Genomic DNA, 14141 nt, shown 5'->3' on the forward strand with positions numbered 1-14141 from the left:
CGCCGGGCGGCCGAGCGGCTGTCGGTCGTCCCGCTGGCGCGGGTGGTCGCGAGCCCGCTGGAGCGCACGCTCGCGACCGCCGAGGCCCTCGTCGCCGGCCGCCCCGACCTGGCGATCGAGACCGACGACGCGCTGCTGGAGTGCGACTACGGCTCCTGGACCGGCCGGCCGCTCGCCGAGCTCGCCGCCGAGCCGCTGTGGAAGGTCGTCCAGGCGACGCCGTCGCAGGTGGTCTTCCCCGGCGGCGAGTCGATGACCGCGATGTCCGACCGCGTCGTCGCCGCCGTACGCCGTCACGACGCCGAGGTCGCCGAGGAGCACGGCAAGGACGCCGTCTGGGTGGTGGTGAGCCACGGCGACCTGATCAAGGCGGTCCTGGCCCATGCGCTGGACCTCCCGCTCGACCGCTTCCAGCGGCTCCACGTGGACCCCGCGTCGCTGTCGATCGTCCGCTTCGACGGCGACGCGAGCTCGGTCCTCGCGGTCAACACCCACGCCGGCGACCTGAGCTGGCTGGCGAAGGCGCCGTCCGCCGGCACGCCCGCGGTCGGCGGTGGCGCCGGCCCCGAGCCCGCCACGAGGAAGGGGGCCTGAATGTCCGTCGTCCATCTCTTCGACCCGCCCGAGCGCTTCGTCACCGGGACGGTCGGCGAGCCCGGCTCGCGGACGTTCTTCCTGCAGGCGCGCGAGGGCCGGCGACTGGTCAGCGTGTCCCTCGAGAAGCAGCAGGTCGCGCTCCTGGCCGAGCGGATCGACGAGCTGCTCGACGAGGTGACCGGGGCCGTGCCGACGATCATCCCCGCGATGGCGCCGCTGGGCCTGGTCGACAACGAGCCGCTGGAGCAGCCCATCGAGGAGGAGTTCCGGGCGGGCACCATGACCCTGTCGTGGGACGTCGAGGACCTGCGGGTCGTGATCGAGGTCTACCCGTTCGACGACTCCCTCGGCGATCCCGCCGCCGCGCAGGAGGAGGACGCCGACGGGGAGGGGGCCGAGCCGGAGGAGCTGCTCGTCGTCCGGCTGGAGGCCGGCCCGGCGCGCGCCTTCGCCAAGCGCTCCCTGCAGGTCGTGGGCGCCGGCCGCGAGACCTGCCCCTTCTGCGGCGGCCCGATCGACGCCGACGGCCATCTCTGTCCGCGCGCCAACGGGTTCCGCCGGCGTGACCCCTGACCTCGGCGCCGTCCTCACCGGCGGTGAGCTGGAGCTGACCGCCAGGATCGGCAACGCCTCCAACGTCACCTTCAAGGCCCGCGTCGGCGGCACGGACGTCGCCTACAAGCCGATCGCCGGGGAGCGGCCGCTGTGGGACTTCCCCGACGCCGTCCTCGCCCACCGCGAGGTGGCCGCCTGGGTGCTGTCGGACTTCCTGGGCTGGGACCTCGTGCCGCCGACCGTGCTCCGCGAGGGGCCGCGCGGACCCGGCATGGTGCAGCTGTGGTGCGAGCCCGACCCGGTGCAGGAGCCGGTGACGATCGTCGAGGCCGGCGCGACGCCGCCGGGATTCCGCCACGTCTTCGACGGCCTCGGGTACGACGACCGCCCGGTCTCCCTCGTCCACGAGGACTCCGGCGTGCTGCGGCGGATGGCGCTCTTCGACGTGCTCGCCAACAACGCCGACCGCAAGGGCGGCCACGTGCTCGCGATGCCCGGCGGCCACCGCTACGCGATCGACCACGGCATCTGCTTCCACACCGAGCCCAAGCTCCGCACGGTGCTCTGGGGGTGGGCGGGCGAGCCCCTCTCGGACGACGAGCTGGACGGCGTACGCGTCCTCCGGGCGGGGCTGGACGGCGACCTGCGCGAGGAGCTGGAGCGGTGGCTGGCGGTCGGGGAGGTCGACGCCCTCGCCAGGCGTGCCGACCGGCTGCTGCGGGTCGCCGCGCTGCCGGTCCCGGGCTCCGGCTGGCCCTCCATCCCCTGGCCCCCGTTCTGAGGCGGAGGCCCGCCCGTAGACTCAGCGCCCATGCGATCGTGGAGTGCTCCCGAGGTCCCGAACCTTCCGGTCCGAGGACCGGAGGTCGCCCTCCACGACACCGCGACCGGCGGTCTGGTGCCCGTCGTGCCGGACGCGGGGGAGCGCGCCAGGCTCTACGTCTGCGGGATCACGCCCTACGACGCCACCCACATGGGCCACGCGGCGACGTACGTCGGCTTCGACCTGCTCAACCGTGCCTGGCGCAACGCCGGGCTCGAGGTGCTCTACGCCCAGAACGTCACCGACGTCGACGACCCGCTGCTGGAGCGGGCCACCAAGGTGGGCGTCGACTGGGTCGCGCTGGCCGAGCGCGAGACGGAGCTCTTCCGCCAGGACATGGCGGCGCTGCGGGTGCTCCCGCCCGACCACTACACCGGCGCCGTCGAGTCGATCCCGCTCGTCATCGCGCTGATCCAGCGGCTCCGGGACGCGGGCTCGGTCTACCTCGTCAGCGACGAGGAGGGCGACGACCTCTACTTCAGCGTCACCGCCGACCCGGCCTTCGGCGAGGAGTCGCACCTGGACCGGGCCGCCATGCTCGAGATCTTCGGCCAGCGCGGCGGCGACCCCGCCCGGGCCGGCAAGCGCGACCCGCTCGACTGCGTCGTCTGGCGCGGACGACGTCCCGGCGAGCCGTCCTGGGAGTCCCCGTTCGGTCCCGGACGGCCGGGCTGGCACATCGAGTGCGCGGCGATCGCCATCGACCACCTCGGGGGCGCCTTCGACGTCCAGGGTGGCGGCTCGGACCTGGTGTTCCCGCACCACGAGATGTGCGCCGGCCACGCCCAGGTGGCCTATCCGGCGACGCCGTTCGCCCGCGCGTACGCGCACGCCGGCATGGTGGCGTACGACGGCGAGAAGATGTCCAAGTCCAAGGGCAACCTGGTCTTCGTCTCGGCCCTGCGGAACAGCGACATCGACCCGATGGCGATCCGGCTCGTCCTGCTCCGGCATCACTATCGCGCCGACTGGGAGTGGACCAACGCCGAGCTCTACGCGGCCTTCGACGTCCTCGACCAGTGGCGTCGCGCGCTCGCCCTGGGTGCGGGAGCCCCCGCGCTGCCGGTCGTCGAGGACGTCCTCGACGTGCTCGCCGCCGACCTCGACGCCCCCGCGGCCCTCGAGATCGTGCAGGAGTGGGTCGACGCCACCCTCGGCACCGACGGCCTCGCCGACGCCGGCGACCCGACGGCCGCCGCCACGATCCACGCCCTCCTCGACGCCGCCCTCGGCCTCAGCCTCTGACGCGAGTAGGGCCTCCCCTCACCCCGAGTGGGGGACAGGAGAGGCCCCACTCGCGCTCAGGCGTCGTCCTGCCGGCGCTTGAGGTAGCGCTCGAACTCGCGCGCGATGGCCTCGCCGGAGGCCTCGGGGAGCTCGGTGGTGTCGCGGGCCTCCTCGAGCGAGCGGACGTAGTCGGCGACGTCCTCGTCCTCCTCGGCGAGCTCGTCCACGCCGCGCTCCCAGGCACGGGCGTCGTCGGGCAGGTCGCCGAGCGGGATGGAGATCTCCAGCAGCTCCTCCAGCCGGTGCACCAGCGCCAGGGTGGCCTTCGGGCACGGCGGCTGGGCGACGTAGTGCGGCACCGCGGCCCAGTAGGACACCGACGCGAGATCCTCGTTCACGCAGGCGTCCTGGAAGACGCCGACGATCCCGGTCGGCCCCTCGTAGGTGGACAGCTCGAGCTTCAGCCGATCGACCAGCTCCGGCTCGCTCGACGTGCCCGACACGGGGATCGGGCGGGTGTGCGGCGTGTCGGAGAGCAGCGCGCCCAGGGTGACGACGAGCGAGCCGCCGAGCGCCTCCACGGCGCCGAGCAGCTCGTCGCAGAACTGCCGCCACCGCATCGACGGCTCCAGCCCGCGGATGAGGATCACGTCGCGGTCCAGCTCCGGAGGCGACGCGATCGCGATCCGAGTGGTGGGCCAGGTGATCTCGCGCATGCCCGCCGCGTTGAGGCCGACGTGGGGGCGGTTGACCTGGAAGTCGTAGTAGTCCTCGGGGTCGATCTCGCCCACGACCCGCGCGCTCCACACCGACATCAGGTGGTCCACGACGTGCGAGGCGGCGTCCGCCGCGTCGTTCCAGCCCTCGAACGCGGCGATCACGACGGCGTCGTGCAGCTCGTGGAGGGGTGCCAGCTCGATCACCCCTCCAGCCTATCCGCGCTGTTCAGGATGCGATCACGATCCCCGCCGACAGCCACCCGGGGCGTAGGATCGATCAGCCGAGGGGCGTTGCAACGGGTGCCGGCACCCGCCACGCTCGGCGCCCCGCCATCGCATGGCGGACGCAAGGACGCCTTCCACTCAGGAGGGAGTTTCAGATGAGCGAGACCGAGCGGCGGTGGCGTCCGGACGCCACGGAGGCGCTGGCGGCCGCCCTGGGCGAGCGGATCCTGATCATCGACGGCGCCATGGGCACGGCCATCCAGCGCGACCGGCCCGACGAGGCCGGCTACCGCGGCGAGCGCTTCGCGGACCACCCCAGCGACCTCATCGGCAACAACGACCTGCTGACGATCACCCAGCCCGACATCATCGCCGGCATCCACCGGGAGTATCTCGAGGCCGGCGCCGACATCATCGAGACCAACACGTTCAACGCCAACGCGGTCTCCCTGGCCGACTACGACCTGGCCGATCTCTCCTACGAGCTCAACCACGAGGCCGCCGCCCTCGCCCGTGCGTGCGCCGACGAGTTCGCCACCGACGACAAGCCGCGCTACGTCGCCGGCGCCCTCGGCCCCACCACGCGCACGGCCAGCATCAGCCCCGACGTCAACGACCCGGGCGCGCGCAACGTGAGCTACGAGCAGCTCGTCGACGCCTACCTCGTCGCCGCGCGCGGCCTCGTCGACGGCGGCTCCGACCTCCTCATCATCGAGACGATCTTCGACACGCTCAACGCCAAGGCCGCGATCTACGCGACGCTCACGCTCTTCGAGGAGACCGGCCGCCGCTGGCCGGTCATCATCTCCGGCACCATCACCGACGCCTCCGGGCGCACGCTCTCGGGCCAGGTCACCGAGGCCTTCTGGGACTCGATCCGCCACGTGAGGCCGATCGCCGCCGGCCTCAACTGCGCCCTGGGCGCGAAGGAGATGCGGCCCTACATCGCCGAGATGTCCCGCGTGGCCGACACGTTCGTGTCGTGCTACCCCAACGCCGGCCTGCCCAACGCGTTCGGCGAGTACGACGAGGTGCCGGCCGACACGGCGGCGCAGATCCACGACTTCGCCACCTCGGGGTTCGTCAACCTCGTCGGAGGCTGCTGCGGGACGACGCCGGCGCACATCGCCGAGATCGCCCGCGCGGTCGAGGGCCTCGCGCCCCGCACGCCGGCGGCCGAGCAGCCCGCCATGCGGCTCGCGGGCCTGGAGCCCTTCAAGATCGACTCCTCGACCCTCTTCGTGAACGTCGGCGAGCGGACCAACATCACGGGCTCGGCGAAGTTCCGCAACCTGATCAAGGACGGCGACTACGACACCGCGATCGGCGTCGCCGCCCAGCAGGTCGAGGCCGGCGCCCAGGTCATCGACGTCAACATGGACGAGGGGATGGTCGACGGCGTCGCCGCCATGGACCGCTTCCTCAAGCTGGTCGCCTCCGAGCCCGACATCAGCCGGGTCCCGGTCATGGTCGACTCCTCCAAGTGGGAGGTCATCGAGGCGGGCCTGCGCAACGTCCAGGGCAAGCCGATCGTCAACTCCATCTCGTTGAAGGAGGGCGAGGAGAAGTTCGTCGCGCAGGCGCGCCTGGTCCGCAAGTACGGCGCCGCCGCCGTCGTCATGGCCTTCGACGAGGACGGCCAGGCCGACAGCCTCGAGCGTCGCAAGCAGATCTGCCGGCGGGCCTACGACATCCTCGTCGACGAGGTGGGCTTCGACCCGCAGGACATCATCTTCGACCCCAACGTCTTCGCGGTCGCGACCGGCATCGAGGAGCACGCGACGTACGGCGTCGACTTCATCGAGGCGACCCGCTGGATCAAGCAGAACCTGCCCGGCGCCAAGGTCTCCGGCGGCATCTCGAACGTGAGCTTCTCCTTCCGCGGCAACAACCCGGTGCGCGAGGCGATCCACGCGGTCTTCCTCTTCCACGCCGTCGAGGCCGGCCTCGACATGGGCATCGTCAACGCGGGCGCGCTGGTGCCCTACAGCGAGATCGACCCCGAGCTGCGCGACGCGATCGAGGACGTCGTGCTCAACCGGACCGGCGACTCCCTCGCCGCCACCGAGCGGCTCCTCGAGCTCGCCGAGGCGCACCGAGGCAGCGGCGAGGCGACCGAGGCCAAGAGCGAGGAGTGGCGCGAGCTGCCCGTCGCCGAGCGGATCACGCACGCACTGGTCAAGGGCATCGACGCCTTCGTGGAGGCCGACACCGAGGAGCTGCGCGCCGAGATCGCCGGGCGCGGCGGCCGGCCGATCGAGGTCATCGAGGGCCCGCTCATGGACGGCATGAACGTCGTCGGCGACCTGTTCGGCGCCGGCAAGATGTTCCTCCCGCAGGTGGTCAAGAGCGCCCGGGTGATGAAGAAGGCCGTCGCCTACCTCATCCCGTTCATCGAGGAGGAGAAGGCCGCCGACCCGTCGCTGGCGGGCGCCGACACCAACGGCACGATCATCATGGCCACGGTCAAGGGCGACGTGCACGACATCGGCAAGAACATCGTGGGCGTGGTGCTGCAGTGCAACAACTACGAGGTGATCGACCTCGGCGTGATGGTGCCCGCGCAGAAGATCCTCGACGCGGCCGCGGAGCACGACGCCGACATCATCGGGCTCTCGGGCCTGATCACGCCGAGCCTGGACGAGATGGTCGGCTTCGCCACCGAGCTGCAGCGGCTCGGCTCTACGACGCCGCTGCTCATCGGCGGCGCCACCACGTCGCGAGCCCACACGGCCGTCAAGATCGACCGGGCCTACGACGGCCCCGTCGTCTGGGTGAAGGACGCCTCGCGCTCGGTGCCGACCGCCGCCGCCCTGCTCCACCCGCAGCGGCGCGAGACGCTGCTGGCGGAGATCAAGACCGACTACGACGCTCTCCGTGCCCGGCACTCGCAGAAGTCCGAGCGCCCGCAGCTGAGCTACGAGGCTGCCAAGGGCAATCGGGCACGCCTCGACTGGACCAAGGTGCCCGCGGCGCCGGCCGAGCTCGGCGTACGCGTGCTCGCGGACTATCCGATCGAGGAGCTGCGCGAGTTCATCGACTGGCAGCCGTTCTTCAACGCCTGGGAGATGAAGGGGCGCTTCCCCGACATCCTGCACAACCCGACGACGGGGGAGGCCGCGAGCAGGCTCTACGCCGACGCGCAGGCGATGCTCGACCGGATCGTCCAGGAGGGCTGGCTCGAGGCGCGCGGCGTCTACGGGCTCTTCCCGGCCAACTCGACCGGCGAGGACGTCGCGGTCTACGCCGACGCCTCCCGCACCGAGACGCGCGCCACGCTCCACGCGCTGCGCCAGCAGGGCGAGCACCGCGACGGCGTCGCCAACAAGTCGTTCGGCGACTTCGTCGCGCCCGTCGGGGTGGCCGAGGACCACGTCGGCGCGTTCGCCGTCACCGCCGGGATCGGCCTTCCGGAGCGGGTGCAGGCGTTCAAGGACGACCTGGACGACTACTCCGCGATCCTGCTCGAGGCGCTCGCCGACCGGCTCGCCGAGGCGTTCGCGGAGCGCCTGCACCAGCGGGTGCGCACCGAGTTCTGGGGCTACGCGTCCGAGGAGGGCGTCACCAACGACGACCTCATCGCGGAGAGGTACGCCGGCATCCGGCCCGCGCCGGGATACCCGGCGTGCCCGGACCACACCGAGAAGGAGACCATCTGGTCGCTCCTCGACGTGGAGGCGAACACCGGGATCGAGCTGACCGAGTCGATGGCGATGTGGCCCGGAGCCTCGGTCTCCGGGGTCTACTACGGCCACCCCGACGCGCAGTACTTCGTCGTCGGCCGGCTCGGCCGCGACCAGGTCGCCGACTACGCCGAGCGCAAGGGCTGGACCCTCGCCGAGGCGGAGAGGTGGCTCAGCCCCAACCTCGGCTACGACCCCGAGGACTGAGCGCGCCCAGGCCGGGCTGTGCCCGGCTCAAGCGCGCTCGCCGGACTCGACGAGCTTCTTGAGGCCGTCGAGCATCGCCTGCCAGTTCTCCTGCGCGTGACCGGCGGCCTCCTCGTCGGGGTTGTTGTCCTGCTCCAGCACGACCTTCACCGAGTCGCCCTCGTCGGTGATCGTGAAGTCGAGCTCGTGGTAGCTCCCCGGCTCGTCCGGCTGGCCGCTCAGCGGGCTGAAGTGGGTCATCCGGAGCGACTTCCCGGGCTCCACGGCAAGGATCTCGCCCTTGTCCTGATAGCCCTTCCCGTCGTACTCGCCGCTCCAGGTGATCGGGCTGCCCGGCTGCCAGTCGGTCTCGACCGTGGCGCCGAAGAAGTAGTCCTTGATCAGATCCGGTGTCGTCAGGGCGTCCCAGACCGTGGCAGGTGAAGCGGAGATCTCGACCTCCGCGGTGGCGATGGTTCCGTTCATGGCCGGTGGGTACCCACGCCGGCGCCGGCCACACGCCGCGGCTCTGGTCGACGTCCTCGGGAGCGCGGCTCATACCGTTTCGACACGACGGTGACACGGCGGCGACAGGCGTCGGCGCAAGATTGCAAGCATGACGAGCCAGCCCGCGCCGGGGCGCCGCGGCTTCCTGCTGGTGGGCGCCGGCGGCCTCGCCGCCGCCCTGTCCGGCTGCGGCTCGGGGAGCGGCACGAGCTCGGCGAGTGCGTCGAGCAGCGCTGCCGCCGCCCCGAGCGAGACCGCGCCCTCGGTCTCGGAGAGCACCTCGGGCATGTCGTCCGCGACCCCCACCGCCGACGACATGCTCGAGGTCCCGGCGGCACCGGACTACCGCTTCGCGAGCCCCCTCGACGGCGACACCGCCGACACCGGCGTCGCCGCCGCCTTCCACCTGGCGCGCACCCTCGTCACGAACCGGCAGTACGCCGCCTTCGCCGCCGCGACCGGGACCGACCCGCCGGCGTACTTCACCGACGGCGCGCCGCCGGAGGGCAAGGAGGACCACCCCGTCCTCGAGGTCTCCGCCGCCGACGCCGAGGCCTACTGCGCCTGGCTCACCGCCGCGGGCGACGGGCTCGCCTACCGGCTTCCCACCGAGGCCGAGTGGGAGGTGGCCGCCACGGGGGCGGGCGAGAACACCACCTACCCGTGGGGCGCCGACGGGCGGCCCTCCTACAGCGGCGGGGTGCTGACGACGAGGTTCACCTACGACGGCGTCCTGGCGGCGTACGCGCTGAGGGAGTACGGCGACACCGAGGTGACCTACGTCGCAAGGTCGAGCAGGGCCGGGGAGAGGGTTGCGCTCTCCTCGGTCCTGTCCGTCTCCGCCGACGGAGGCGTCAGGGGATGGGTCGACCACGAGACCGGCACCGGCTTCACCGACACCGACCTCTACGCCACCCTCACCGCCGGCGGCGGCTACGCGACGCCCGTCGGCAGCTACGCCGACGCGACCGGCGCCTACGGCCACCTCGACCTGGTCGGCGAGGCCAACGAGTGGACCAGCACCGAGATCGTCTCCACCAACGGCGCCGAGGCGGGCAAGACCGTCCGCGCCGTCCGCGGCGGGTCGTGGTACGCGACCTCGCGGAGCTGCTCCACGACGTACCGCGGCGAGGGCCGCGACCCGAGCGGCGGCTACAACAGCGTTGGGTTCCGGGTCGCGGCCGACCGCGCCTGAGCCGGTCGGGTGGGGCGCTCAGACCGGGACCGGGCTCCGTTCGCCCTCCACGTCGTGCGCGAGGTCGGGCTCCGACAGGTGCGGGTAGTACTCCCGCTCGGAGCCGTCGCGCCCGATGGAGGCGGCGATCCGCAGGCCGGCGGCCTCGACGGTCTTGGAGCTCACCCACGCCAGCGCCACGGCGGGCACGGCGACGATGAGGGCGGTCACGAGGAAGAACCAGCCGGACTGCTTGGCCGGGAGCAGGCCGAGGTGGCCGAGGTAGCGCATCACCGGCTCGTGGATGAGGTAGATGCCGTAGCCCAGCCCCCCGAGCGAGGTGAGCGGCTCGACCGTGAGGATCCGCGGCCACGGCCCCTCGTGGAGCACGATGGAGGCCAGGGCGACGGCGATGGCCAGCGCGAACGCCGGGTGCCACATCTCGCCGGCCAGGGTGTCGCCCGGGCGGGTGAGCACCAGTGCGATCAGCGCGCCGATGCCGGTCACGGCCAGTCCGCCGCGCGCCGCGGAGCCGAGCCGCACACCGGCGACGGCGACCACGGCCAGCAGCATCCCGATGCCGAAGTCGGCGGCGCGGGTCAGCGGGCTGAACCACACCGACCAGTTGGCGAGGTCCTGGTGCGTCGCGCCGGCCCAGGTCAGGTAGAGGCCGGTGGCCACGATCAGCAGCACGGGCAGGATCGCGGTCACGGCCAGCCGGCGCCGCGGGCTGGCGATCCGGCGTGCCGCGGCGGCCACGAGCGGGATGCTCAGGGCCACCAGCACGTAGAAGTGGAACTCCACGGCCAGCGACCAGGCGGGCCCGTCGGTCCAGAAGACGTACTGGTCGGAGTAGATGTGGGTGAACGTCAGATGGAGGACGAGGTCCTGCCAGTGGCCCGGCAGCACCGGGTTGCTGATCGCCCAGACGAGCGTGACGACGAGGACGTAGAGCGGCAGCAGACGGGCCATCCGGCGTACGAGGACGGCGCGACCGGAGGGACCGGTCTCACCGTCGGTGGCCGCGCGGACCACCGGCAGCCACAGCAGCAGCCCGGACAGCACGAAGAACATGTCGACGAAGAGGTCGGTGCCGAGCATCAGCTGGTGCGCGGTGCCCGACCAGGGCCACTGCCACGACGGTGGCTGGCGGTTCCACTGGTAGGCGTGGAAGGTGACGACGGCCAGCGCGGCCAGGCCGCGCAGCCAGCCGAGGGGATAGAGGGCTCGGGCGGTCGAGATGCTCATGCCGCGACCTCCTCGAGGACGGGATCGGATTCGGTGCTGCCGGCGCTCTGGGCGGTGCGGGGCGTCACCACCCACTGATGCTCGCCGCGCAGCTGCTTGAGGTGCGCCACCCGGTTCACGAGGTTCTTGGCCTCGGTGTAGACGAGCAGGTTGAGGATCGCGGCCCGGACGAACCACCACGGGTGGCGGCGCAGCTCGGGGGTGGCGAGGCGGTACGCCGCCAGCGTCTGGATCGGCCCGGAGGCGGTGACGAAGAGGGCGATCAGGCCGAAGAGCGGCGACGACATGTCCAGCCCGCCGTCGCGCCAGGCGAGGAAGCCGATGAGCGGCCAGGTGAGGATCGAGATCCAGGGGTAGAGCTCGCGCCAGCCGAGGAGGTAGGTCGCGCCGAGCTTCTGCCGCAGCCCGAGGTGAGGGGAGCGGAGCACCGCGCCGAGGTGGCGGATCGACACCTGGAACCACCCCTGTGCCCAGCGCATCCGCTGGCGCCAGAGCGCCTTCACCGTCTCGGGGGCGAGCTCGCGGCTCACCAGCCCGGGGTCGTTGACGATCCTGCCGCCGGCGGCGAGCACGCGGATCGAGGCCTCGATGTCCTCGGTGAGGAAGGAGCCGCGCAGGCGGATCCGCTCCAGCGCGGAGGCGCGCCAGTAGCCGTTGGAGCCGCCGAAGATGCCGAAGCCGTGCAGCGCGGCGCGCCCCGGGTGGGCGACGGCGTAGATCTGCTCGAACTCGACCGCGACAAGGCGGGCGAGCCCGGAGTCCTCGCCGTTGCGGATCACGCAGTGCCCCTGGACCACGTCGGCTCCGTCGTGGATCCAGCGCCAGGCGCGCGCGAAGGCGCCGGGCATCGGGTGGTGGTCGGCGTCGAAGATGCCGACGACCTCGCCGGTCGCGACCCGCAATGCGGCGTTGACGTTCTGCGCCTTGGAGGTGCTGTCGGGCACCTCGAGCACCGTGAGCCGCTCGTGGCGCTCCGCCAGCTCCGCGAGCTCGGCCTGGACGGGCAGCTCGACCGGGGTGTTGTACGCGAGCAGCACCTGGAGCCCCGGCTCGTAGTCCTGGGCGAGGAAGGAGTGCACGGTTTCGACGATGGTGTCGGCCTCGTTGGGCAGGTACGCCGCGATGACGGCCGTCGCCGGGGGTGCGGGCGTGTCGGGGTCCGCCTCGGGCAGACGCGGCGGGTCGAAGGCGTGCGAGCACTCGGCCCAGATCGAGAGGCTGGTGATGCCGAAGGCCGCCACGATGATCCAGTAGAGGACGCCCGAGACGTCCAGCCCCACGGCGTACAGGCCGACGAGGGCGAGGAAGGGCAGCACGATGCTGCCGATGGTCGCCAGCAGGATCTGGTGGCCCGCCGTCCAGCGCGAGATGCGCGGGGTCCGGCGGCGCAGGTGGTGGCCCGCCTGGCGCGGCTGCAGGTCCCGCTGCGCGAGGGAGTCCTCGGCGGCGACGGCGGCGTGCTCGCCGGCCTCGACGGCGTCCTGCTTGCGCGTGATGGGCGCCCAGCCGACGCCGAGGTCGGTGACGTCGTCGAGGACCTCCATCGCGTGGTAGGCCATCTCCTGGAGCCGGACCGGGCGAGCGGCGGTGTCGTCGTGACGCAGCCGCATGCTGAGCCGGCCGTCGTCGGTCGCGGCGACCACCTCGCCCGCCCGCAGGTGCCGGGTGAGCCGGGTCGCCGCCTCCTGGACGGCGTCGGGGTCGGCCGGGATCGACGCGCTGGCGTCGTCGGGCGCGGCCAGCACAGGCTCGAGCACGGCGACGATCTCGCGGGGCCGCCGCAGCCGCGGGGGAGCGGCGGCGGCCGTGATCACCTGGGTGGGATCGACCACCGAGCCGCTTCCGGGCCGGCCTGCGGGTGGCGGCGAGCTCGGTGGCGGCAGACGGAGGGACGTGGGCACGAGGGACATTGGCAGTTGCCTTCCGAGACGGCGGGGTGTCGACGAGGAGGTCGGGGCGCGTTCTGAGGCCCGGGTGCCCTTCCACCATGCCGAGAACGTTCCAAGGCGTTCAAGCCGAGGCCGTGTGGGAAGGCTCACGGCCCCGATCGCGTAACCCCGGCGAGTCGCGCGACGACCGCCTGGAGGGGCGGCCAGTCCCGGCGGCCCCGACGGGTGACGGCGTACGCGCGCAGCTGGGTGGTGGGCGTGAGCGGTCGCACGGCGATGCCGGTGCGCGGCTCCCGGTCCACGGGGAGGAGCGCGACGCCGCGTCCGGCCAGGATCAGGTCGTCGACCAGCTCGAGGCTGTCGATGCGGTGGACCACCCGGGGCACGAAGCCCGCGAGGGACGCGAGCGTGGTCAGCACCTGCTCGTCCGCGGTGTGGCGCGAGTTCACGATCCACTCCCGGTCCGCGTAGGCCGAGAGCGGCCTCCGGCGCTCGCGGCTGGGGACGCCGACGCCCCATTCGGCCCGCCACAGCGGGGTGGCCTCCTGCTCGGGCCGCCACGAGGCCGGTGCGAGGTCGTAGTCGTAGACCAGCGCGAGGTCGACGTCGTCGCGGGCGAGGAGGTCGAGGGCCTCCAGCGGCTCATGCTCGTGCACCCGGACCTCGATGCCGGGATGGGTTCGGGCGAGCTCGTCGATGGCGGGGAGCAGGGAGCGCCGGATGGCCGTGGCGAACCCGGCCACGCGCAGCACGCCAGCGGGCTCGGCGGCCGGGTCGAGGTCGAGCAGGGCGGCGTCGACCGCCGCCAGGATCGTCACGGCATGGTCGGCGAGCCGGCGCCCCGCCGGTGTCAGCCGTACGCGACGGCCGTCGGGCTCGATGAGCGCGGCGCCGACCTCGCGGGCGAGCGCCGCGACCCCCTGCGACACCGTCGAGGTGGTGGTGTGGAGCTCGGCGGCAACCTCGTGCATCGAGCCGAGGCGGGAGAGCTCGAGGAGCAGACGGAGGCGGCGCAGGTCCATGCCCGGATTCTGCTCCAACCGTCCATGATTGGCGAACGGTATGTGCATGAATATCACGTGGACGCGAACGGATTGGGCCGATTCACTGGTGCGCGTGTCTTCGCCCTCCGCCCGCGCCGGCGCCGCCATGGCGGTCGGGTCGATGCTCTGCGTGCAGCTCGGCCTGGCGGCCTCGGTCGGCCTCATCGACCAGGTCGGCGCCGAGGGGACGGCCTGGCTGCGCCTCGCGTGGGCGGGCGTCCTGCTCCTCGCGATCGGCCGGCCGCGACCGTCGGCGTTCGGCCGC

11 protein-coding genes and 1 pseudogene are annotated in these 14141 nt (G+C 72.5%); 7 read left to right on the plus strand and 5 right to left on the minus strand.

Annotated features, from left to right (window positions below):
- From QM572_RS12340 to mshC, 4 genes are all read left to right on the plus strand, one after another.
- A partial coding sequence (locus QM572_RS12340; RefSeq protein WP_415093506.1) for an MSMEG_4193 family putative phosphomutase occupies positions 1-594 on the plus strand: 594 nt, incomplete at its 5' end.
- On the plus strand, positions 595-1170 hold the full coding sequence (locus QM572_RS12345; protein WP_415093508.1) for a DUF3090 domain-containing protein: 576 nt from the start codon (positions 595-597) through the stop codon (positions 1168-1170). It abuts the gene before it with no gap.
- Entirely contained in the window at positions 1160-1933 is a 774-nt protein-coding gene (locus QM572_RS12350; protein WP_415093510.1) for an SCO1664 family protein, read from the plus strand. Before QM572_RS12345 ends, QM572_RS12350 begins: the two co-directional genes overlap by 11 nt.
- Before the next feature lie 30 nt (positions 1934-1963).
- Positions 1964-3220 carry a cysteine--1-D-myo-inosityl 2-amino-2-deoxy-alpha-D-glucopyranoside ligase gene (gene mshC, locus QM572_RS12355; protein ID WP_415093512.1) on the plus strand — a complete coding sequence of 419 codons (1257 nt, stop codon included), beginning with the start codon at positions 1964-1966 and terminating at the stop codon, positions 3218-3220.
- 56 nt (positions 3221-3276) lie between these two features.
- Here the strand turns inward: mshC and QM572_RS12360 are convergent, their stop codons facing one another.
- Complete coding sequence (locus QM572_RS12360; protein WP_415093514.1) at positions 3277-4125, minus strand: PAC2 family protein; 849 nt, start codon at positions 4123-4125, stop codon at positions 3277-3279.
- Positions 4126-4301: 176 nt separating this feature from the next.
- Between QM572_RS12360 and metH the strand changes: the two genes are divergently transcribed.
- Complete coding sequence (gene metH / locus QM572_RS12365; protein ID WP_415093516.1) at positions 4302-8036, plus strand: methionine synthase; 3735 nt, start codon at positions 4302-4304, stop codon at positions 8034-8036.
- A gap of 27 nt (positions 8037-8063) precedes the next feature.
- On the opposite strand, the gene QM572_RS12370 is transcribed toward metH, so the two are convergent.
- Positions 8064-8501, minus strand: coding sequence for an SRPBCC family protein (locus QM572_RS12370; protein WP_415093518.1), 438 nt, complete (start codon positions 8499-8501; stop codon positions 8064-8066).
- 130 nt (positions 8502-8631) lie between these two features.
- On the opposite strand from QM572_RS12370, the gene QM572_RS12375 reads away from it, so the two are divergent.
- Positions 8632-9717 (plus strand): formylglycine-generating enzyme family protein, encoded by a 1086-nt coding sequence (locus QM572_RS12375; protein ID WP_415093520.1) that lies wholly within the window; start codon positions 8632-8634, stop codon positions 9715-9717.
- 18 nt (positions 9718-9735) lie between these two features.
- Here the strand turns inward: QM572_RS12375 and QM572_RS12380 are convergent, their stop codons facing one another.
- The 3 genes from QM572_RS12380 to QM572_RS12390 form a co-directional block, all read right to left on the minus strand.
- Positions 9736-10944 carry an acyltransferase family protein gene (locus tag QM572_RS12380; protein ID WP_415093522.1) on the minus strand — a complete coding sequence of 403 codons (1209 nt, stop codon included), beginning with the start codon at positions 10942-10944 and terminating at the stop codon, positions 9736-9738.
- Positions 10941-12776 carry a glycosyltransferase gene (locus tag QM572_RS12385; protein ID WP_415093524.1) on the minus strand — a complete coding sequence of 612 codons (1836 nt, stop codon included), beginning with the start codon at positions 12774-12776 and terminating at the stop codon, positions 10941-10943. Before QM572_RS12385 ends, QM572_RS12380 begins: the two co-directional genes overlap by 4 nt.
- A gap of 203 nt (positions 12777-12979) precedes the next feature.
- Complete coding sequence (locus QM572_RS12390) at positions 12980-13855, minus strand: LysR family transcriptional regulator (RefSeq protein WP_415093526.1); 876 nt, start codon at positions 13853-13855, stop codon at positions 12980-12982.
- Between the two features lie 94 nt (positions 13856-13949).
- Here QM572_RS12390 and QM572_RS12395 point away from each other — a divergent pair.
- A pseudogene (locus QM572_RS12395) lies at positions 13950-14141 on the plus strand (EamA family transporter); the annotation flags it as partial.

The organism is Nocardioides sp., assembly GCF_047607365.1.
In the GTDB taxonomy this organism is placed as follows: Bacteria; Actinomycetota; Actinomycetes; order Propionibacteriales; family Nocardioidaceae; genus Nocardioides.